This is a genomic window from Pseudomonas sp. MAG002Y (assembly GCF_019400845.1).
GTDB classification, from domain to species: domain Bacteria; phylum Pseudomonadota; class Gammaproteobacteria; order Pseudomonadales; family Pseudomonadaceae; genus Chryseomonas; species Chryseomonas luteola.
This window is the reverse complement of the sequence record NZ_WOEJ01000026.1, coordinates 1-20903: the sequence shown is the minus strand read 5'-3', so window position 1 is coordinate 20903 and position 20903 is coordinate 1. Positions and strand designations below refer to the sequence as shown.

Genomic DNA, 20903 nt, shown 5'->3' with positions numbered 1-20903 from the left:
TGGGAAAGGCACCATGAAATTCAAGTCCATTCAGTACACCATCATGGCGTATGCCGGTGCCTGTATCCTGGCGATCGTCATCGCCCTGGTGGGGTATGCGTTGGTTACCGGCGAGCGTACACAGGATCAGGCGGCCAAGGGTACAGAGGCGTTGTTTGAAAAGGTCATCCAGGAGCGGCTGATTTCTCTGGCCGATGCCAACGTCATGCATATCCAGCATGACCTTGAAAAGCCATTGAACATCGCAGCATCACTGGCGCAGCTGAGCGCCTTGGCTGCCAGCGATCCGAGCACCAGCGTCCATCTGTCGCGAGATGAGCAGGATCGAATCGTTCGAAATGCGATGGAAAAGCACCCTGAACTCCTGGGCGCTTATCTGGGCTGGGAGCCCAATGCCTTTGCAGGTGACGACTATCAGTTCATGGGGCAGCCTGGACATGACAGCACTGGCCGCTTTCTGCCGTATTGGTTCCGTAATGCCGATGGTACGCTCGGCCATGACATCATTCAATTCATGGAAAGCCAGAAACGCTCCGACCTGGGCGTGCGCGAGGGCGAGTACTATCTGTGTGCCAAGGAAACGCAACAGCTTTGCGCCGTTGACCCCTATACCTATGACGTTGCTGGCAAGCCTGTCCTGATGGCATCGTTTACCGCGCCTATCATGGTCAAAGGCAAGTTCCAGGGTATTGCCGGTGCGGACCTGTCCGTCGGCTTTATTCAGGATGCTCTGGTCAAGGCCAACCAGTCGCTCTACCAGGGCGCAGGTCAAATGGCACTGATTGCCAGTAATGGTGCCTTGATTGCCTATACCAAGGACGCCGGCCAGCTGGGCAAGTCTGTCAGTGCCCTGCTGGATGAAAGCGAGCTGAATAATCTGAAGCAGCTGAAGTCAGCCGAGCCGCTATACGACTATGACGAAGCGCATGGGCATATCGAGCTGTTCCTACCGTTCAAGGTCGGTAACACATCCGCTCAGTGGACATTGATGATCCAGCTGCCCATCCAGGCCGCACTGGGTGAGTCTTTGAAGCTTCACGACGATATCAAGGCGCAGAGCGATCGAAATACCTTTGGGATGGGATTGGTCGGCCTGGTCATTGCCATTATCGGGCTTGGCGCGCTGTGGCTGGTAAGCCGCAGTATCACGCGACCACTGAAGCAAATGGTGCTGATGCTAGATGATATCGCTCAAGGCGAGGGCGATCTGACCCGTCGGCTGGATGAAAACCGGCCCGATGAGCTGGGTGCCATGGCAAAAGGTTTCAACCGCTTCCTGGCCAAGCTGCAAGCCATGATTACCCAGGTAGTATCCTCGGTACAAAAAGTGAGCGATGCATCCGAGCATACAGCAGAGATCGCCATTCACACCCAGCAAGGGGTACAGAAGCAACAATCTGAAATCGATCAAGTGGCAACGGCCATTCAGGAAATGTCCGCTACAGCCCAGGAAGTTGCCCGCAGTGCCAACCAGGCGGCCGAGGCGGCAGGTAATGCAGATCAGTCGGCTAACCACGGGCGGACCATTGTGCAGAACTCCAGCGATGCGATTTCCGCACTGGCTGCCGAGATCGACCGTGCGGTTGTCAGCGTGGAAGGGCTGGCCAAGGATAGCGAAAACATTACCACGATCCTGGTCAGCATTCGCGGCATTGCCGAACAGACCAACCTACTGGCCCTCAACGCAGCCATCGAGGCGGCACGGGCTGGTGAGCAGGGCCGCGGCTTTGCCGTAGTGGCGGATGAAGTTCGTAATCTGGCGGGCAAGACTCAGCAGGCGACTCAGGAAATCCAGACCATGATCCAGCAGCTGCAAAGCGGTACGCAGGACGTGGTGCAGATCATGCAGGCCAGCCAGGCGAAGACCGAGACCAGCGTGCAGCAGTCTTCCGAGGCCGCAGCTGCGCTGGCGGCGATCACCGAGGCGGTTTCCGTCATTACGGAAATGAACATCCAGATCGCTGGAGCGGCTGAAGAGCAAAGTGCCGTGGCGGAGGACATCAACCGTAATGTTACCGTGATCGGAACGGTTGCGTCTGAAGTGGCCCAGGGTGCAGAGCAGTCGTCGCATGCCAGTGCCGAGCTGACACAGCTGGCCGAGCAGCAGCGTCGCCTGGTCAATCAGTTCAAGGTCTGACGGCAGAACTGCCCGCCCTCGACAAGGGCGGGCAACGCAGGGAAGCAATCGGAGTAGGGGAGGGCGGTTCTTACACTGCAATACGGCGATAAGAACACGACCCTCTCAGGTCAGCAGCGTGGGGCCGGGTTACAGCTCAGCCAGCCGGATGAGATAGCCGTCGATTTCTTGCACAGGCATGCCAGTTTCGGTGCAAAGGTAGGTACTTTGCACCACCTTGTCGTCAAGAATCATCGGTGAGTTGGCAGCGTCTTTCCCTTTCAACTCCGTCAGTGCTTCTTTCAAATCAAATACAGCATCGCTATAGCTAACCAGCTTGTGACCATACTGGCCCTGCATGATGAGAAAATGCATGAGGTTTGTCCTGTAGGTTGCTGACCTGATTAGTTATAGGTGACTTTTAGGCATTTACAAAGCCCCGCTAATCGGCAAGCGGCTAACTTCTTATCACCGTTAGGATTAATTGTCTCCCTTGGGTGGAATGTGCTTATCTGATAGGGCATTTCTCATGGCCCCGTCGCTCCTGGCAGACAGGGCGACCGATAAGAACAAGACGAGAGCACCTACATGAGTGAGCGCTGCATCCAGGTAACGGAACTGCCACTGGCCTCCGGCAAGCGACTCGGACGCGTCACGCTAGACGCACCAAGCAGCCTGAACGCCCTATCCTTCAACATGGCCGTCCAGCTAGAAGAACAGCTCAGGCACTGGGCTGAGCGGGACGATATTGACGCGGTCTGGCTGGAGGGAACTGGTGAAAAGGCCTTTTGCGCGGGAGGCGATATCGTCGCGCTCTACAAGGCCATGCGGGAAGGAGAAGCTGGGCCGGGCAAGGCAACCGGTGAGTACTTTACGCTGGAATACCGGCTCGATCACTTCATCCATCATTACCCCAAGCCGCTTATTGCCTGGGGGGCGGGTTACGTCATGGGAGGAGGGCTTGGGTTGCTCGCCGGTGCCTCTCATCGCGTGGTATGCGAGAGCACCCGTGTTGCCATGCCTGAGGTCAGCATCGGGTTATATCCCGATGTAGGAGCGAGCTGGTTTCTCAACCGCATGCCGGGCCGTTGCGGGCTGTTCCTGGGCGTTACCGGCGCACAGCTTACGGCGCGCGATGCGGTTTTCGTCGGGCTGGCGGATCGCTGCATTGCAGCGGAGCGGCGTGAACAGGTCATTGCTGATTTGCAGGCCATGCCCGACAGGATTCTCAGCCATACCTCGGTTGCACAGGTGCTACGCCAGCATGAGCAGGTGAGCCTGCCCCTGATGCCTGAGCCGAATGTACAACCCCTCTTCGATACCCTTCAGGCCCTGACGGATTTCGATGATGACAAAACCGTACTTGCTGAAATCAAGGCCTACAGCGGCGATAATCCCTGGCTAACCAAGGCGGCCAAGACATTGGCCCAGGGCTCACCGACTTCGGCGGCCATCACGCTGCGTCAGCTCAGGCGCAGCAAACGCTGGTCGCTGGCCGAGGCGCTGCGCAGTGAATTGGACCTGTCGGTGCGCTGCACTCAGCTCGGTGAGCTGCAGGAGGGGATACGCGCCCTGCTGATCGACAAGGACCGCCAGCCGAAATGGCATGCAGATCCACTCGCAACGGACCACCCGGCTTGGCTGGATGCCTTTTTCGAGCCTGCCTTTCCGGCCCACGAGCATCCGCTGCGCGCCCTGAAGGACTGATCAGTGGTCAGCCGTGCCGTTCCCAAGGGCACCATCTCGACCTATCTGGTGGAGGAGGCGCTACAGGCCTTTGCTGCGCGGGGAATGAGCCATGCGGAATTATTGTGCGACATCGGGCTGGCGCCAGACTGTCTGGCGGAGCCGGGCGGCCGGGTGCCCGTCCCCTTTTACGGGCGCATCTGGCGGCGTCTGGCCCGGCGCTTTGATGATGAGTTTTTTGGCATGGATCCGCGTGGCATGCGGTCCGGTAGTTTCGAGTTTCTCTGCCGGGCCTGCCTGTCCCAACCTACGGTAGGTGCAGCGTTGATCCATGGGCTGGCTTTTCTCGGGCTTACCTTCGAGCGCCTTCGTGGTGAGCTGGTCCGCAGCCAGAGCCTGGCGGAAATTATATTGCGAGAGCCCGCCGGGGCGCCCAATCGAGCCTTCGCGTATTTCACCTACTGGATGATCGTTCACGGCGTAGCCTGCTGGCTGGCTGGCCGCCGGATCCCGATCCTGGCAATCGAGCTGCGCTGCCCCGAGCCCGCCTTTACGGCCGATTACAAGGTCATGTTTTCGGATAACCTGCGTTTCAACCAGAGCCGGACACGGATCATCTTTGCTGCCGAGGTACTGGATGTACCAGTGAGACGCAGCGAGGCGGACCTGCAGCGCTTTCTGGCTGAGGCACCCTGCAATATTCTGGAGAAATACCGCGATTCGGACAGTTTGGCGAGTCGGATCAAATTGCAGTTGCGGCAACTGCCGGGCGAGCAGTGGCCTACCAGTGAAGCCCTGGCGTACACCCTGTGCATGTCGCCTGCAACCCTGCGGCGGCGTCTGGCAGAGCAGGCGCAGTCCTACCAGGCGATCAAGGACACCGTACGCAAGGAACAGGCGATCGACTGGCTGGCCGATCCCTCGATGACCTATTCGGACATTGCTACTCAGCTTGGCTTCGCTGATATCAGCGCCTTCTACAAGGCCTTTCGTAAATGGACCGGAACCAACCCTGGTCACTACCGCAACCTGATTCTCGCCCAGGTCGACTCTGCCTGATTGTCCAAACCGCTCAGCCAGATTGAAGGGTTTGACCATTGCAAGCCAGCGCTGGCGCGATACAGTCAAAAAAGACGCTCCTGACGTTCCAATAACAACAAGCCGAGGAACTGATCATGCAGGACTATCAGGCTGCCTATTCCAGCTTTGATTTCCCTTCTGTTGTTGCCAGCCGACTGAGCGGGACGCTCGAGTCGCTCAACGCCTGTATCGAATGCTGCGACCGCCACGCCCTGCCGGGCCGTATCGCCCTGTTCTGGGAGGGCCGCGACGGCAGCAGCGAAACCTGGACGTTTATCGACCTCATGCAGCGCGCGGCCCAGTTCGCCCATTTTCTGGTGGCCCAGGGGATAGGTCCGGGTGATCGTGTGGCGGGCCTGCTGCCGCGTACGCCAGAGCTTCTTGTGACGATCCTTGGCACGTGGCGGGCTGGTGCGGTCTACCAGCCCGTGTTCACAGCGTTTGGCCCCAAGGCCATCGAGCATCGACTTACGACATCAGAGGCGAAACTGGTCGTGACCGATGGGGCCAACCGAGGCAAGCTGAGCGACGTTGATCATTGCCCCACCATTGTTACGCTGGGTGGCCGACGCGGTCTGGGCATTGAGCGGGGCGACTTCAGTTTTTGGAGCGAACTGGAAAAGCATCCTACCCATTTCGAGCCGGTCATGCGTGCAGGGGATGATCCTTTCCTGCTCATGTTTACTTCGGGCACCACAGGCCCTGCCAAGCCACTGGCCGTTCCGCTCAAGGCCATCGCTGCGTTCATGGGTTACATGAGCGATGCCATCGATCTGCGTCCGGAAGATGCCTTCTGGAACGTGGCTGATCCCGGCTGGGCCTATGGACTGTACTACGCCGTGACAGGCCCACTGGCGCTGGGACATCCCACCACGTTTTATGATGGTCCGTTCTCGGTGGAGAGCACCTGTCGCATCATCCGCAAATATGGCATTACCAACCTGGCCGGTTCGCCTACTGCTTACCGGATGCTGATTGCCGGTGGTGACAGCGTAATCGACTGCCTCAAAGGGCGGCTGCGAGCGGTCAGCAGTGCAGGAGAGCCGCTCAACCCGGAGGTAATCCGCTGGTTCGCGCAGAACCTGGGCGCAACCATCCATGACCATTACGGGCAGACCGAGCTGGGCATGGTGTTGTGTAATCACCACGCACTGGAGCATCCGGTGCGGCCCGGCTCGGCAGGCTTTGCCAGCCCTGGACACCGGGTCGTGGTAGTGGATGATCAGGCGCAGGAGTTGCCCGCTGGCCAGCCCGGTATCCTGGCGGTAGATCTCTCACAGTCGCCCATGTGCTGGTTTGGTGGTTATCTGGGGCTGCCTACCAAGTCCTTCGTCGGCCCTTACTACCTCAGCGGCGATACGGTCGAGCTGAACGATGACGGCAGTATCAGTTTTGTGGGGCGATCCGATGATGTGATCACAACGTCGGGCTATCGCGTAGGACCGTTCGATGTGGAAAGTGCCTTGATCGAGCATCCGGCCGTGATCGAGGCGGCCGTAGTGGGTAAGCCTGATCCAGAGCGTACCGAAATCATCAAGGCATTCGTCGTCATTCATAGCCGGTACTGTGATACCCCAGAGCTTGCCGAAGAGCTGCGCCAGTACGTACGCAAACGCCTGGCCGCCCATGCCTATCCGCGGGAAATCGAATTTGTGGCGGAGCTTCCCAAAACCCCCAGTGGCAAAGTTCAGCGATTCATCCTGCGTAACCAGGAGATTGCGAAGGCCCAGGCTACCCCGGCATCTGCCGCCTAAGGAGTGCTGTATGCAGATTGAAAACAAAACGTTCCTTGTGACCGGTGCGGGCTCGGGCCTGGGAGCTGCTACCGCGACCATGCTGGTGGAGGCTGGAGCCAACGTTATGCTGGTGGATATGCATGCGCCCAGTGTCGAGGCGAAGGTCGAGGTACTTGGCCCACGGGCACGCTGCGCCGTGACCAATGTCACCGACGAAACTCAGGCGCGTTCAGCCGTAGCGGCCACGATGGAAGCCTTTGGCGCCGTTCATGGGCTGGTCAATTGCGCAGGTGTAGTAGGGGGTGAAAAGGTACTGGGAAAAAGCGGTGTTCATGGTTTGGACAGCTTCAGCCGAATCGTCGGCATCAATCTCATTGGCAGTTTCAACATGCTGCGTCTGGCCGCCGAAGCTATGACGCAGGGCGAGGCTGAGGCCAGTGGCGAACGTGGCGTCATCATCAACACCGCTTCCATTGCGGCCTTTGACGGGCAAATCGGGCAAGTAGCCTATGCAGCCTCGAAAGGCGGCGTCGCCAGCATGACGCTACCGGCTGCCCGGGAGTTGGCACGTTACGGGATACGGGTCATGACCATCGCCCCAGGTATCTTCGAGACCCCCATGATGGCAGGCATGACAGAGGCCGTGCGCGAATCCCTTGCTGCAGGCGTGCCGTTCCCGCCGCGTCTTGGTAGGCCCGAGGAATATGCAGCCCTGGTCAGGCACATCATTGAAAACAGCATGCTCAACGGCGAGGTGATTCGTCTCGACGGCGCCTTGCGCATGGCAGCCAAATAAGAGAGATCATCATGAATCACGATCCCATCGTTATCGTCAGTCTTGCCCGCACCCCCATGGGCGGTTTCCAGGGCGATCTGCAAGGGCTGAGCGCAACGGAGCTGGGCGCCCAGGCCATCGGCGCGGTTATCGAGCGTAGCGGCATCAGCGTTGAGGCAGTAGATGAGGTGCTCATGGGCTGTGTGCTTCCCGCCGGCCTGGGGCAGGCACCGGCACGGCAGGCTGCACTGGGTGCAGGCCTTACCCAGCACACACCCTGCACTACGCTCAACAAGATGTGTGGCTCCGGCATGCAGGCTGCCATTCTCGGCCATGACCTGCTGCGGGCTGGCAGTGCCAACGTTGTCATTGCCGGGGGCATGGAAAGCATGTCCAACGCACCGTATCTGTTGGATCGTGCCCGCGCCGGCTATCGCATGGGCCATGGGCGCGTACTGGATCATATGTTCCTGGATGGGCTGGAGGATGCCTATGACAAGGGACGCCTCATGGGGACTTTTGCCGAAGACTGTGCCCAGCAGCATGATGTCAGCCGTGCTGCCCAGGATGAGTATGCGATGGCCTCTCTGACCCGGGCGCGCAAGGCCATCGAGGAGGGCGCCTTTGCGGCCGAGATCGTACCGGTTAGTGTCAAGACCCGTAAGGAAGAACGCCTTATCCGCAATGATGAGCAGCCGCCCAAGGCCCGGCTCGACAAGATTCCCGAATTAAAGCCCGCGTTCCGTCAGGACGGTACGGTAACGGCTGCCAACGCCAGTTCGATTTCCGATGGTGCAGCGGCGCTGGTACTGATGCGCCGCTCCGAAGCCGAGCGGCAGGGGCTGACGCCATTGGCCGCTATCCACGGACATGCAGCCTTCGCCGATGCACCGCATCTGTTTCCCACGGCGCCCATTGGGGCTATCCAGAAGCTCATGAAGCGGACAGGCTGGTCGCTGAACGACGTGGATCTGTTCGAAATCAACGAAGCATTTGCTGTAGTTGCCATGGTCACCATGCGCGAGCTTGGGCTTCCCCATGAAAAGGTCAACGTTCATGGCGGTGCCTGTGCATTGGGCCATCCTATTGGCGCTTCAGGTGCACGGATTCTGGTGACCCTGATTTCGGCCTTGCGCCGTCATGGGCTGCGCCGAGGCGTAGCGGCCATTTGCATTGGCGGCGGCGAGGCAACCGCGATGGCCGTGGAATGCCTGTATTGATGTGAGGACAAGATCATGCTGATTACCGAAGAACAACAAAGCATTGCCGACATGGCCCGTCAGTTTGCTCAGGAGCGGCTGCGTCCGTTCTCGGCAGAATGGGACCGCGAGCATACCTTTCCTCGAGAAGCGTTACGGGAGATGGCTGAGCTGGGTTTCATGGGCATGCTGGTGCCTGATACCTGGGGCGGCTGCGAGACAGGTTATGTTGCCTATGCACTGGCCCTTGAGGAAATTGCCGCCGGTGACGGAGCCTGTTCCACCATCATGAGCGTGCATAACTCGGTAGGCTGCGTCCCGATTCATCACTTCGGCACCGATGAGCAGAAAACCCAGTTTCTGATACCGTTGGCTACGGGTGAAATGATCGGTGCGTTTGCACTCACCGAACCTCAGGCCGGCTCGGACGCCAGTGATCTACGGACCAAGGCACGGCGGGAAGGTGATGAGTACGTAATCAACGGGGCCAAGCAGTTCATTACCTCCGGCAGTAATGCAGGCGTTGTGATTGTCTTTGCCGTGACGGATCCATCCGCTGGTAAACGAGGCATCACCGCCTTTCTGGTGCCAACCTCAACACCCGGCTATTCGGTCGTTCGTGTAGAGCACAAATTGGGCATTCATGCCTCCGACACCTGTCAGATCCAACTGGACAACGTGCGTATCCCGGCGGCTTTTCGGCTGGGCGAGGAAGGGCAAGGCTACAAGATCGCCCTGGCCAACCTCGAGGGCGGACGCATCGGTATTGCAGCGCAAGCAGTGGGCATGGCACGCGCGGCATTCGAATATGCACGCGACTACGCCCGTGACCGGCAGACCTTTGGCAAGCCTATCGTCGAGCATCAGGCTGTGTCTTTCCGCCTGGCGGACATGGCAACCGAAATCGCCGTGGCTCGGCAGATGGTGCTGCATGCCGCCGCGCTCAGGGATGCCGGCAGGCCTGCATTGGTCGAGGCCTCCATGGCCAAGCTGTTTGCCTCCGAGATGACGGAGCGCGTCTGCTCCGCTGCCTTGCAAACTCTGGGTGGCTATGGCTACCTCAACGACTATCCGCTGGAGCGCATCTATCGCGACGCCCGGATCTGCCAGATTTACGAGGGCACCAGTGATATTCAGCGGCTTGTCATTGCCCGCCATCTAGGAGAGTAACTTCATGTCCTATGAAACCCTGGTGATCGAAATACAGGAGCGTGTCGCGCTGATCACGCTCAACCGTCCTCAGGCCCTGAACGCCCTGAACACGCAACTGATTGATGAGCTCAATCAGGCATTGGACGTGCTGGAGCGGGACAGCACCATTGGCTGCATCGTGCTGACCGGATCGTCCAAGGCCTTTGCGGCAGGTGCGGATATCAAGGAAATGGCCGACCTGACCTTTCCTGACATTTATCTGGATGATTTTTTCTCTGCTGTGGATCGTGTCGCCAGCCGGCGCAAGCCGATGATTGCAGCCGTAGCCGGATATGCCTTGGGAGGTGGGTGTGAACTGGCGCTGCTATGCGACTTCATCTACGCCGCGGACAATGCCAAGTTTGGCCTGCCGGAAATCAAGCTTGGCGTCTTGCCGGGCATGGGAGGTACTCAGCGGCTGACGCGGGCGCTGGGCAAGGCCAAGGCCATGGAAATGTGCCTGACCGGCCGCATGATGGAGGCACCGGAAGCCGAGCGGGCAGGGTTGGTAGCCCGCATTTTCCCTGTGGACAGCCTTGTGAGCGAAACCCTGAAGGTTGCTCATGAGATCGCCAACAAGTCATTGACGGCAACGCTGATGGCCAAGGAGAGCATCAACCGGGTCTTTGAAACGAGCCTGAGTGAAGGTGTGCGGTTCGAACGACGTATTTTCCATGCCGTCTTCGCCACGGCGGATCAGAAAGAGGGCATGAAGGCCTTTGTTGAAAAGCGGGACGCAAACTTTAAGCACCAGTAATACCGAGGCTGGGTCTGATGGAGGACCCAGCCCTTGTTTCAGGGAAGCGTAGACAGCCGCTGGCAGCTGCTCTCGAACTTCTTGTCGCAGGCGCTCTTGTAGAGCTGCTTGGCCTGAAAGGTATCCTTGGGCAGGCCATGCATGCCTTCCATATAAAAGTTACCCAGCATGTGCTGAGCCATGGGGTTGCCACCGGCTGCCGACTGATTCAGGTATCTGATCATATCGGCCTCGTTGGCTAGTGTCGGATCGGCTTGTCCTGAATACAGAAATGCCAGGTTTACGGCTGCCTCGGGATGACCACGATCAGCGGCCAGCTTCCACCAGCGCTCGGCCTGCCTTAGGTCCTTGGTTGGCTTGCCCATGAAATAGAAGCTGCCCAGTTGGATTTGCGCGTCGATATCGCCACGCTCGGCCATCGCTTTGGCGGTATTGAAATCCATGGGCGCTTGAGTGGTCGGACTGGCCGCAGTGCCTTGGGTGGGTTGGTCGGTTGTTTCTGGCGTATCCGCTTCTTGATGGGCGCAGCCACTCAACAGCATAAGGCCAAGCAGTGGACCTGCCAGTTTTCTAATGAGCATTCGTTCTCCTTGATAATAACGTCCGGGTCTGGCCCTTAGGCTTGTACATAAACGAAAGATTCAACACGCCGCAACGCATCGCTTCAAGAACATTGTCTTGGCGCACATGACTACTATCCAAGAGATATCAAAGGTGATCACAGGATAGAGAAGGCATTCTCAAAAGCTAACTTATGTTATGTTATGTTATAACTTAATCGAGTGTCTTGTGTTTGAGTCTATATCCGACAGGCCCTGCCCGTGCTATGTCAATACGCATTTACACCCAACATACTGACCTCTTGTTTGTTAGGTGGGGAAGCAAGCCTGTGCCTGACGCTTTAAAAAGTGAGTCTGATGAACATGGCAGAACCTAGCGTTACACCCCGGCAGGTAGCAGGCGATATCCCTGCCGTTTTGGCCGACGTACTCCATGAGGGTATCAACCTCGCCATCTGGAACCGCTGCCTTCCTTTGCACATTGAACAGTTCGCCCGGATGTTGACCGGCGTGGCCGAGCCATTTGCCCAGTCTCTGGTGGTGCAACTGGAGGATGCGGAAGCCGAACCCAATCTGAGTCAGCTGGCCGGCACCCATAAGGATCTGGAGGGCCACGAAGGGTTTGTTGCAGACGTCACCTGGCTGGTCAAAGCCTTTGCCTATTTGCTCAATGCCCGCCGAGTCGGGGTGCGTTTGCGCTTGCTGGACAAGGCAATGTGCCCACGCTTTCACGTTGACCACGTGCCGCTTCGGCTAGTGACGACCTATTCCGGGCCGGGCAGTCTCTGGTCAGGCAAAAGCCAGCTGACCACTATCTCTCTGGACGAAGCCCATCAACTCGCGCCAGGTGCAGTGGCGCTGCTCAAGGGTGAGAAGTGGGAGGGCAACGAAGGGGCAGGCATCGTGCATTGTTCGCCTGCCTTGGCGGCGGGCGAGAAGCGCCTGTTTCTGTCACTGGACTGGCTGGCTTAGAGAGGTCAAAAGCCTATCACTCATTAAAACCTACGTTGTATTGATTAGATATGGAAGAAAGAGCCGGCGTCTGGTTGGAACGGTTGACTTCGAGGAAGGCCTGAGGGACGAAACCCTCAGGCCATGTGGATCAGCTGAACAGATTGATACCCAGTTGGAAAGCAATCCATACGGCCAAAGCCGTTGCGAACCCCAGCGCGATATTCTCGAACCAGTTGTTCCGGTATTTACCCAATAGTGATTTCTGGTTGGACATGATCAGCAGCCCAAGGGAGATCACCGGCAGACCAATGATGTTCAAGGCATTGACTGCGATCGTCAGGGTAACGAAGTTAGGCATTCCCGGAAGCGACCATACCAATGGCGTAACCAGGATGAACAGCATGAACCACTTATGCATCGGATCATGGTGCAGGACCTTGCCGTAGCGCTCACGGCGACCGGGTCGGATGTACTGGAAAGCATCGGTAATCAACATGGGCAGGGCGGTTGTCTTGCCTGAAATGCTGGCAAACAGCGTTGCGAACACGCCCACAAAGAAGATCAGCCATCCCCCTTGGCCAAAATACAGCTCCAGCGCAGCGCCCAGATCATCCAGCGTATTGACCTGAATACCGTTGGGCCGCAGGATTTCGGCGCCTACGACCCAGATGGCCAGGTTGATGATAATGCCGACAATCACCGCAAACAGAAGGTCGTTACGCTGGATGCGTTTGTGCTCAGGCCCTGTCCAGCCTTTTTCCTTCATCACATAGGGATGAACGAAATTGGAAAACGAACCCGCCACGGCACCGATGACAGATACCGCTACCAGCAGCGCGCCGTGAACGCCTTCATCGGGCGGTATGCTGAAACCGATGGTTCCACGCAAGATGCCGCCCATATCCGGCGTAGCCATGATCGCCAGGGTCAGGAAGGCCAGTGTCATGATGGCAAGTAGCAACTTCATGACGCCTTCGATCATCGCATAGAAGTTTCGCCCCACCAGCATCCACACGGCCAGCACGACCGCCACCGAGCACAATAAGGGCTGGTTAATGTGCAGTAATGTCGAAAGCGCCTCGCCGGCCCCCTTGATCATGTAGGCATTGGTCAGGTGTGCCATGATCAGCGCATAGCCAAACATGAAGTAGGCGAAGAGCGGGTGAAGTTGGGCATAGCCTTGCAGGATGCTCATACCCTGGTTGTTGCACAGCTGGAAGCGGGCAATGATGTTGACGATCAAGAAGCGGAGCAAAAGGGATACGGCCAATACCCACATCATGGCATAGCCATAATTCGAGCCGGCGACCGATGAGGTGATCAGGTCGCCCGCGCCTAGCCAGGAGAGCACTGCGATAATGCCAGGGCCGAGCACCTTGGCGAGGTTGGAAAGGGAATAACGGGAAGTACTGACTGCCTTTTTGGAAACCGATTCGGTATGTGCCATGACGTAACTCTCTGAATAGGTTGATTGTTCTTGTCACTATCAAGAGCGTTTTGCAGTCCAATGTCGGCAGACCTACTGCAGGCCATGGAACGGGGTTCGGACAAGCCCGCCTCGTTGGTATGTAAGCGATCTGAAGGTGGTCGTATCTCCTGTTGAGAAGGGAACGTTAAGCCTCCGGTGAAACCGTTGGAGGCTCGGTGGATTACACGGGGGTCTTGAGTTTTCCGCTCGTGAAATACAGATTGAGATTTTCAAGCACAAGATCGGCCATGGCCTGACGTGTCTCATGTGTCCCGCTGCCCAGATGGGGTGTCAGGACAACGTTATCCATTTCCAGCAATGGCTGAGGCACTTCGGGTTCATGGGCGAATACATCGAGCCCGGCGCCCGCGATAACGCCTTGTTGCAATGCGCTCACTAGCGCGGCTTCATCTACCACCGAACCACGGGCAATGTTGATCAGGAAGCCATCCTTGCCCAATGCCTGTAGTACGTCTGTACTGATGAGGTGATGGGTCGCGTTACCGCCGGGGACCGCCAGCACCAGAAAGTCGGACTGGCTAGCCAGCGCTTTCAGGTCCGGCTCGTAGCGGTAGGGCACATCTGCTTGTTGATGGCGACCATAATAAGCAACATTCATGTCAAAGGCGGAAACCCGCTTGGCTATGGCTTTGCCAATGTTGCCCAATCCCACAATACCGCAGGTCTTGCCGCCGAGCTTGCGTCCCAGGGGAAACTTTTCCTTGAGCCAGCGGCCATTGCGAACGAAGCGGTCTGCCGCGCTGATACCGCGAGCTACGTCGATCAGCAGGGCAAATGCAGTGTCGGCCACGCAGTCGTCCAGTACGCCTGGTGTATTGCTGACCGCTACCCCTCGGTCTCGTGCAGTGGCGATGTCGATTGCGTCATAACCCACGCCGAAACTAACGATAACTTTCAGGTTGGAAAGCGCCCGTATTACCTCGCCTTTGCAGCCATGAATTCCGCTGGTGACAATCCCTTGAATAGAGTCACCATGACTCTTGAAAAAGGTGTTTTTGTCCTCGACTTCCCAGAGCTTGTAGACTGCATACATCGATTCGATCTGCTGCTGTAGCGCTGGCAATAAAGGACCAATCAGTAAGAGCGTAGGCGTTTGATTTGTGGTCTCGCTCATAAGCGTCTCCTGTAAAGAGATGGAGTATGTTCGTCTGGCCTCTTTTAAAGGTTAGTCAGCTTTTTGTTGTGTACTGTTAATAAGACGCTCGCGACGTGTGGTGCTAACTCAAACGCGCCCGGTGCATTCGCACCGGGCGGTAAGGTCAGGAGCGCATTAGTTCGGCGGCTCCTCCCTTCTTGGCCGGGCGCAGCGTGCCATACACATGCCAGGCGACCGAGAGAGCAGCCAAAGCCAGGAAAGTGGCGCAAATCGGATTGGTCAGGAACCCCGTGAAGTTTCCATCCGAAAGCATCAGCCCACGCCGCAGGTTGGTTTCGGCCATCGGCCCGAGGATAAATCCGATAATAAATGGCGCAGCAGGTATACCGCCTTTCACAAAGCCATAGCCAATCAGGCCAAACAACAGAATGGTCCAGATATCGAAGATACGGCTACTCAGGCCAAACGCACCCACTACGCACAGTACAAGGATGATGGGCAGGAGGATGTGCTTAGGTACGGCAAGCAGTTTGATGAAGATACGCAGGCCATAAAATTCCAATATCAACATCATGACGGAAGCCAGGAGCAGGGCGGCAAAAATGGTATATACCAGCGGTCCCTGACTCATGAATAGCATCGGTCCTGGCTGAATGCCATGAATCATAAAACCACCCAGCAGAATGGCTGTGACGGCATCGCCGGGAATTCCCAGAGTTAGCAGCGGAATCATCGCACCGCCGATTCCGGCATTGTTAGCGGTTTCACTGGCTACCACACCGTCGATTACACCTTTGCCAAACTTCTCGGGATGCTTCGAGCGTTTCTTGGCCACGATGTAGGACACGATGTTCGAGGTGCCAGCTCCTACGCCGGGTAGAATCCCGATGCCGATACCGATCAATGATGAGCGAATCGAGTTGGGCAATTGACCAATGAATTCCTTCATTGAGAAACCAAATCCCTTGATCTGCTTCATGCTGACCGAAGCAACGGCCGCCTTGCGTTCTGACCGCACGCTTTCAGCGACTTTAATGATCTCGGAGATGGCAAAAATGCCCACCAGCACGGTAAGAATCTCAAAACCGCTGTTGAGGTTAGGGGTATCAAAGGTAAAGCGCCGGATGGCATCCACCGGTGCAATGCCTACCGTGGCAAAGACAAAGCCTACTACGCCGGAAAACAGGCCCTTGATCATCGAGCCGGTCGAAAGCGTGGCGATCAGCGTCAGGGAAAAAATCGCAATTCCGAAATACTCATGAGGGCCAAACCGCAGGGCAACTTTGGCTAGCCAGGGAGCGATAAACATGAGTGCAGCGATACTGACAATCGTACCGATAAACGAGAATACAATCCCTGCACCGAGTGCCTTGACGCCTTCACCTTTCTCCATCATCGGCGCGCCGTCAAACGTTGTCGCAATGGACGAGGGCGTGCCAGGAATCTTCAGTAGGATGGCCGAAATCAAGCCGCCTGAAGTCGCGCCAATATACAGTGATACCAACAGCGACAAACCCGCAGCAGGTCCCATTGTGTAAGTCAGTGGCAGGCTCAGGGCGATTGCCATGACAGCGGTGAGACCCGGTACCGCTCCAAATACGATCCCAACGGCTACGCCCAAGGTAATAAGGATTAAAATCTGAAACGAGAATACGGCGGAAAAGCCTTCCTGCAAGAGTTCTAACATGGCCGTCTCCTTATAGGTCCAGGAATCCGGCCGGTAGCATCAGATCGAAGCCATGGCGGAAGATGAAATAGATAGAGGTTGAGGCGATAACGGCAATGATCAGATAGTTCACATGTTTGACACGGTGGCTGGCGGGTGTCAGTACGATGAACTGTAGATAGAGATACAGCGCGGTGATCACGAGAAAACCTACTGTATCCAGCAGGGCCGCATAAAGAACAATCAACCCCAGCGTCTTCAATACAGTTGCATAGTCAGCCGGAGCACTGACGCTTTCGTTGTCCCCCTCAGGGTTGGCCGGCTTTCTGCTGGCAATCAACTGCATTACGCCTAACAGGCACATCATCATAGAGAGGGCATAAGGTACAAAGGCGGCATCAACAAAACCTTTGCGGGGTAGGTTCATTGTCATGAACAGGTAAATCAGACCAGCGCCAAGCATAACCACGCCGATCACAAGCTCTTTTTTCTTGTGGCTTTCCATATAACGTCCTCACATGGAAACAGCAGCGCCAGGCTCGATTGACGAGCCTGGCTGGCAGGGTGGCTTACTTGTTTTGCTGCAACATATCCTTGTACTGCATGAACGTTTCGCGCGTTTCCTTCAGACGAGCAACAGCCTGTTCAGTATTGTAGTAGCTGACCGGCTGCTTGAAGCCCTGCTCAAGATCTTTCGCATAAGCAGGCAATTCAGTAATCTGCTTCATGACGTCAGCCATTTTCTTAACGATGGCTGGGTCCGTCCCTTTGGGAAAGGCGATGATGTAGGGCTTATCCATGACAAAGTCGATACCCTGAGACTTGAAGGTCTTTACATCACCCAAAAGCGGGTTCGGCTCTTCGTTAGGCTGCGCCAGGATATGCATATCGCCGGTTTTGACATAGTCCTGTACGGCGCCATAGCTCACTGCAGACATATCGATACGGCCGCCAAGCAGGGAAGTGACTTTCTCAGCTGCCGAACCAGTATCAACCATCTTAAGTTGTACCCCGGCAAGCTTCTGGAAGATAAGTCCCTGCAAGTGCGAGAAGCCGCCCAGCTCTGTTCCATAGATAACGCTATTAGGTTTTGCCTTGGCTTTTTCGATTAGTGCGTCCAGCGAGTCGACGCCGGATGGCTTACCCGATACAAATACGGCTCCTTTGTCTACCGCAGCGATGCTGGATATGTCGAAGGCGTCATAGCTGTAATCCACCAGGCCGGAAACCTCGTTGACAATCAGTTGGCCGACGTGAGCAAACAGGATCGTATTGCCGTTGGGCTCGGCATTCTTGACCTGGGAGGTAGCTACAGAGCCGCCACCTCCGCCCATGTTGGTAATGACCATCGACTTACCCGTGATCTGGGTAAAGTACTTAGCCATGGTGCGGGCGTTGAAATCCGTATCACCGCCCGCACTGGCAGGCACGATGACCTGTACCGGACGAGTAGGCCACTTGGTTTCCTCTGCAGCAAAAGCACTGCTTGCAGTGAGCGAGACGAATGCAGTCAGAAGGGAGGCGCATAAAGCTTTTTTCATTATTTTACTCCAAGGTACGACTATGCTGCGGGTATTGATAGAACGAACAAATTCAGCGGACCATGCAAGGACGCTTGTTATTGAATGTCCAGTTTGGCACGAGGAACTGCATGGCAACGGAGTCATCCCGCGCACCCAGTCCCATACCTTTGTACAGCTCGTGGGCCTTGGCAACCTGATCCATGTCGATCTCGACGCCCAGTCCCGGCTTTTGCGGAACAGCGACCAGACCGCCCTTGATCTGGAAAGGCTCCTTGGTCAGGCGCTGACCGTCCTGCCAGATCCAGTGTGTATCGATGGCTGTGATTTTTCCTGGCGCGGCCGCAGCGACGTGGGTGAACATGGCCAGGGAAATATCAAAGTGATTGTTGGAGTGCGAACCCCAGGTCAGGCCCCAGTCATTGCACATTTGCGCAACACGAACTGAACCTTGCATCGTCCAGAAATGCGGGTCGGCCAGCGGGATATCCACGGACTGCAGCTGGATAGCATGACCCATCTGATGCCAGTCGGTCGCAATCATGTTGGTAGCAGTCGGAAGGCCCGTGGCGCGACGGAACTCAGCCATCACCTCACGGCCGGAGTAGCCATCCTCTGCTCCACAGGGATCTTCGGCATAGGCCAGTACGTCATGCTTGTCACGGCAAAGAGCGATCGCCTCCTTGAGTGACCAGGCACCGTTCGGGTCCAGCGTGATCCGCGCTTCGGGGAAACGTTCAGCCAGAGCCGTCACCGCTTCCATTTCTTCTTCGCCGCGCAGCACGCCGCCCTTGAGTTTGAAGTCGTTGAAGCCGTAGCGGGCATGGGCTGCTTCGGCCAGGCGCACCACAGCTTCCGGGGTCAGGGCTTCCTCATGGCGCACACGGAACCAGTCATTATCGGCCTCTGGCTCGCTGCGGTAGGGAAGATTGGTCTTGTTGCGGTCGCCTACGTAGAACAAATAACCCAGCATTTCTACAGCGTCGCGCTGCTGACCTTCGCCCAGCAGGGCGGCAACCGGAACGCCCAGGTGCTGACCGAGCAGGTCCAATAGGGCGGCTTCTACAGCTGTTACGGCATGAATGGTGATGCGCAGGTCAAATGTCTGTAGGCCTCGACCGGCAGCATCACGATCCGCGAACGTACGGCGCATCTGATTAAGGATGTTGTTGTAGGTACCAATGGTCTGTCCAACGATGAGTGCACGAGCATCTTCAAGGGTCTGCCGGATCTTTTCGCCGCCGGGTACCTCACCCACGCCAACATGACCTGCATTGTCTTTCAGGATAACGATATTGCGAGTAAAGAACGGACCGTGTGCGCCGCTGAGGTTGAGCAGCATGCCATCGTGTCCTGCAACCGGAACGACCTGCATGTCGGTGATGACGGGCGCTTGTGTGAGAGCCTCATGAGTGACCTGTACGTTCATACCTATTCCTCTTCACGCTTTATTCTTGTGGCAGGCAGTGGAGTACTGCCGGTACGCTTGTTTAGGTAACGCCCAGCGGTAAAGCCGGGCGTAGTGGGAGTTAAACGGGCTTGAGTTCCAGGCCTGTGCTGCCGGCGTCTGGTTTCTGTCCTTTGGGCTTGGTCCGGGCAAAGAACACCACGATGGCCGCCAGGATGGACGTAGCCGCCAAGCCATAAAGGCCGCCCTGGATCGAGCCGGTCCGCTCTTCAAGGATGCCGAAGACAGTCGGTGCAACGAAGCCACCCAGGTTGCCCAGCGAGTTGATGAGGGCCAATACGGCTGCTGCGATGCGAGCATCCAGGTACGCCTGGGGAATCGGCCAGAAGCATGAGGATGCGGACTTGAAGCCGATGGCGGCAAAGCAGATGGCAACGTAGGCAAAGATGGGGCCGCCTGTGGTCGACATGAACATGCCTGCCGCCGCTACCAGGAGGGCAACGGCAACCCAGGCCTGCTGGAATTTCCAGCGTGCCGAAAGCGAGGCGAAGGCATACATGGCCACAATGGAGATCAGCCAGGGTACGGAGTTGAACAACCCGACCTCAAAGTCGCTGATGTTGCCCATTTTCTTGATGATGCTGGGCAACCAGAACGTGGCGGCATAGATGGTCAGCTGGATGGCAAAGTAAATCACGCAGAACAGCATGATCTGGGAGTCTTTGAGCAGTTGCATCAGAGTCGGTTTAACCGTCTGTGCCTGTTCCCGCTGACGTTGCTCATCCTCAATGGTTGATACCAGAGCATCCTGCTCTTCGCGCTTTAGCCATTTGGCATCATGGGGCAGTGAGTCCAGCCAAAACCAGACAAAGCCGCACAGCGCAACGGAGAAAAGCCCCTCGATCAAAAACATCCATTGCCAACCGTGCAGGCCCAGCCCCTCGATTTGCAGAAGGGCGCCTGTTACCGGGCCGGAAATGATCGAGGCGATAGCCGATCCGGAAAGGAATAGCGCAATGGCCTTGCCGCGCTCGGCACCGGGTAGCCAGCGAGTAAAGTAGTAGATGACACCCGGAAAGAAGCCCGCTTCGGCCACACCGAGCAGAAAGCGCAGGATATAAAAGTGCGTTTCGTTCTGGATAAAGGCCATCATGGCAGCCACGATGCCCCAGGTGGCCATGATGCGTGTCAGCCAGGCGCGTGCGCCAACCCGTTGCAGCAGGATGTTGGAGGGGACCTCAAACAGCGCATAGCCGACAAAGAACAGACCAGCGCCCAGACCATAGGCGGCTACACCAATGCCCAGGTCAGTTTGAAGATGGTTTTTGACAAACCCGATGTTCACGCGATCAATGTAATTGACGATGAACATGATGATGAACAGCGGTAGGACATGTCGCTTTACCTTGGCGACTGCGCTCGCCAGAACGTCGGCTGATACAGCCGATTGAGCGGTGTGGCTCATGAATGCTCTCCCACTTTTATTGTTGTGGCGGGTACTGCATTGTCAAAAAGGGCGGGGCGGACCGCCCTTGGCTGTAAAACAGGCTCGGTTGCAATACGCTGCGTAGGGGCACGCAACCGGGCCAAATGCTTACTGCGGACCGAGCTTGTCCATCAGCGCAGCCAGACGCTCGTACTCGTCAGGCTTGAGGTCGGTCAGCGGTGCA

18 protein-coding genes and 1 pseudogene are annotated in these 20903 nt (G+C 56.9%); 10 read left to right on the top strand and 9 right to left on the bottom strand.

Going from position 1 to position 20903, the window contains the following annotated elements:
- Window positions 1-13 precede the first annotated feature (13 nt).
- Both GM154_RS26120 and GM154_RS26115 read left to right on the top strand, forming a co-directional pair.
- Window positions 14-1282, top strand: a pseudogene (locus tag GM154_RS26120) (HAMP domain-containing protein); the annotation flags it as partial.
- A 12-nt stretch (window positions 1283-1294) separates the two neighbouring features.
- The gene (locus GM154_RS26115; RefSeq protein ID WP_372238917.1) at window positions 1295-2137 is read left to right on the top strand and encodes a methyl-accepting chemotaxis protein; all 843 of its coding nucleotides are present in this window, start codon (window positions 1295-1297) and stop codon (window positions 2135-2137) included.
- Between the two features lie 129 nt (window positions 2138-2266).
- On the opposite strand, the gene GM154_RS24160 is transcribed toward GM154_RS26115, so the two are convergent.
- Window positions 2267-2491 (bottom strand): hypothetical protein, encoded by a 225-nt coding sequence (locus GM154_RS24160; RefSeq protein ID WP_010798231.1) that lies wholly within the window; start codon window positions 2489-2491, stop codon window positions 2267-2269.
- A 213-nt stretch (window positions 2492-2704) separates the two neighbouring features.
- Between GM154_RS24160 and GM154_RS24155 the strand changes: the two genes are divergently transcribed.
- The 7 genes from GM154_RS24155 (at window position 2705) to GM154_RS24125 (ending at window position 10540) form a co-directional block, all read left to right on the top strand.
- On the top strand, window positions 2705-3823 hold the full coding sequence (locus tag GM154_RS24155) for an enoyl-CoA hydratase/isomerase family protein (RefSeq protein ID WP_219653762.1): 1119 nt from the start codon (window positions 2705-2707) through the stop codon (window positions 3821-3823).
- Between the two features lie 84 nt (window positions 3824-3907).
- Entirely contained in the window at window positions 3908-4861 is a 954-nt protein-coding gene (locus tag GM154_RS24150; RefSeq protein ID WP_083397927.1) for an AraC family transcriptional regulator, read from the top strand.
- A 116-nt stretch (window positions 4862-4977) separates the two neighbouring features.
- The gene (locus GM154_RS24145; protein ID WP_074826295.1) at window positions 4978-6636 is read left to right on the top strand and encodes an AMP-binding protein; all 1659 of its coding nucleotides are present in this window, start codon (window positions 4978-4980) and stop codon (window positions 6634-6636) included.
- A 10-nt stretch (window positions 6637-6646) separates the two neighbouring features.
- The gene (locus GM154_RS24140; protein WP_219653758.1) at window positions 6647-7414 is read left to right on the top strand and encodes an SDR family NAD(P)-dependent oxidoreductase; all 768 of its coding nucleotides are present in this window, start codon (window positions 6647-6649) and stop codon (window positions 7412-7414) included.
- An 11-nt stretch (window positions 7415-7425) separates the two neighbouring features.
- The gene (locus tag GM154_RS24135) at window positions 7426-8613 is read left to right on the top strand and encodes an acetyl-CoA C-acyltransferase (protein ID WP_219653754.1); all 1188 of its coding nucleotides are present in this window, start codon (window positions 7426-7428) and stop codon (window positions 8611-8613) included.
- A gap of 15 nt (window positions 8614-8628) precedes the next feature.
- A complete protein-coding gene (locus GM154_RS24130; RefSeq protein ID WP_122042603.1) occupies window positions 8629-9762 on the top strand; it encodes an acyl-CoA dehydrogenase family protein in 1134 nt (377 codons plus the stop codon).
- A 4-nt stretch (window positions 9763-9766) separates the two neighbouring features.
- Complete coding sequence (locus tag GM154_RS24125; protein WP_219653752.1) at window positions 9767-10540, top strand: enoyl-CoA hydratase; 774 nt, start codon at window positions 9767-9769, stop codon at window positions 10538-10540.
- 38 nt (window positions 10541-10578) lie between these two features.
- On the opposite strand, the gene GM154_RS24120 is transcribed toward GM154_RS24125, so the two are convergent.
- Complete coding sequence (locus GM154_RS24120) at window positions 10579-11121, bottom strand: tetratricopeptide repeat protein (protein ID WP_219653739.1); 543 nt, start codon at window positions 11119-11121, stop codon at window positions 10579-10581.
- 336 nt (window positions 11122-11457) lie between these two features.
- On the opposite strand from GM154_RS24120, the gene GM154_RS24115 reads away from it, so the two are divergent.
- Window positions 11458-12072: a DUF1826 domain-containing protein gene (locus tag GM154_RS24115; protein ID WP_219653737.1), complete on the top strand. Its 615-nt coding sequence runs from the start codon at window positions 11458-11460 to the stop codon at window positions 12070-12072.
- A gap of 130 nt (window positions 12073-12202) precedes the next feature.
- Here the strand turns inward: GM154_RS24115 and GM154_RS24110 are convergent, their stop codons facing one another.
- The 7 genes from GM154_RS24110 to GM154_RS24080 all read right to left on the bottom strand — a co-directional run bounded on the left by GM154_RS24110 (window position 12203) and on the right by GM154_RS24080 (window position 20698).
- Window positions 12203-13501: an Nramp family divalent metal transporter gene (locus tag GM154_RS24110; protein ID WP_074826312.1), complete on the bottom strand. Its 1299-nt coding sequence runs from the start codon at window positions 13499-13501 to the stop codon at window positions 12203-12205.
- A gap of 202 nt (window positions 13502-13703) precedes the next feature.
- Window positions 13704-14657 carry a 2-hydroxyacid dehydrogenase gene (locus GM154_RS24105; protein WP_219653735.1) on the bottom strand — a complete coding sequence of 318 codons (954 nt, stop codon included), beginning with the start codon at window positions 14655-14657 and terminating at the stop codon, window positions 13704-13706.
- 145 nt (window positions 14658-14802) lie between these two features.
- On the bottom strand, window positions 14803-16326 hold the full coding sequence (locus GM154_RS24100; protein ID WP_219653733.1) for a tripartite tricarboxylate transporter permease: 1524 nt from the start codon (window positions 16324-16326) through the stop codon (window positions 14803-14805).
- A 10-nt stretch (window positions 16327-16336) separates the two neighbouring features.
- A complete protein-coding gene (locus GM154_RS24095) occupies window positions 16337-16810 on the bottom strand; it encodes a tripartite tricarboxylate transporter TctB family protein (protein ID WP_010798244.1) in 474 nt (157 codons plus the stop codon).
- 64 nt (window positions 16811-16874) lie between these two features.
- A complete protein-coding gene (locus tag GM154_RS24090) occupies window positions 16875-17846 on the bottom strand; it encodes a tripartite tricarboxylate transporter substrate binding protein (protein ID WP_010798245.1) in 972 nt (323 codons plus the stop codon).
- Window positions 17847-17898: 52 nt separating this feature from the next.
- Window positions 17899-19254, bottom strand: coding sequence for a glucarate dehydratase (gene gudD / locus GM154_RS24085; protein WP_219653730.1), 1356 nt, complete (start codon window positions 19252-19254; stop codon window positions 17899-17901).
- Window positions 19255-19354: 100 nt separating this feature from the next.
- Window positions 19355-20698: an MFS transporter gene (locus tag GM154_RS24080; RefSeq protein ID WP_010798247.1), complete on the bottom strand. Its 1344-nt coding sequence runs from the start codon at window positions 20696-20698 to the stop codon at window positions 19355-19357.
- Between the last annotated feature and the right edge of the window lie 205 nt (window positions 20699-20903).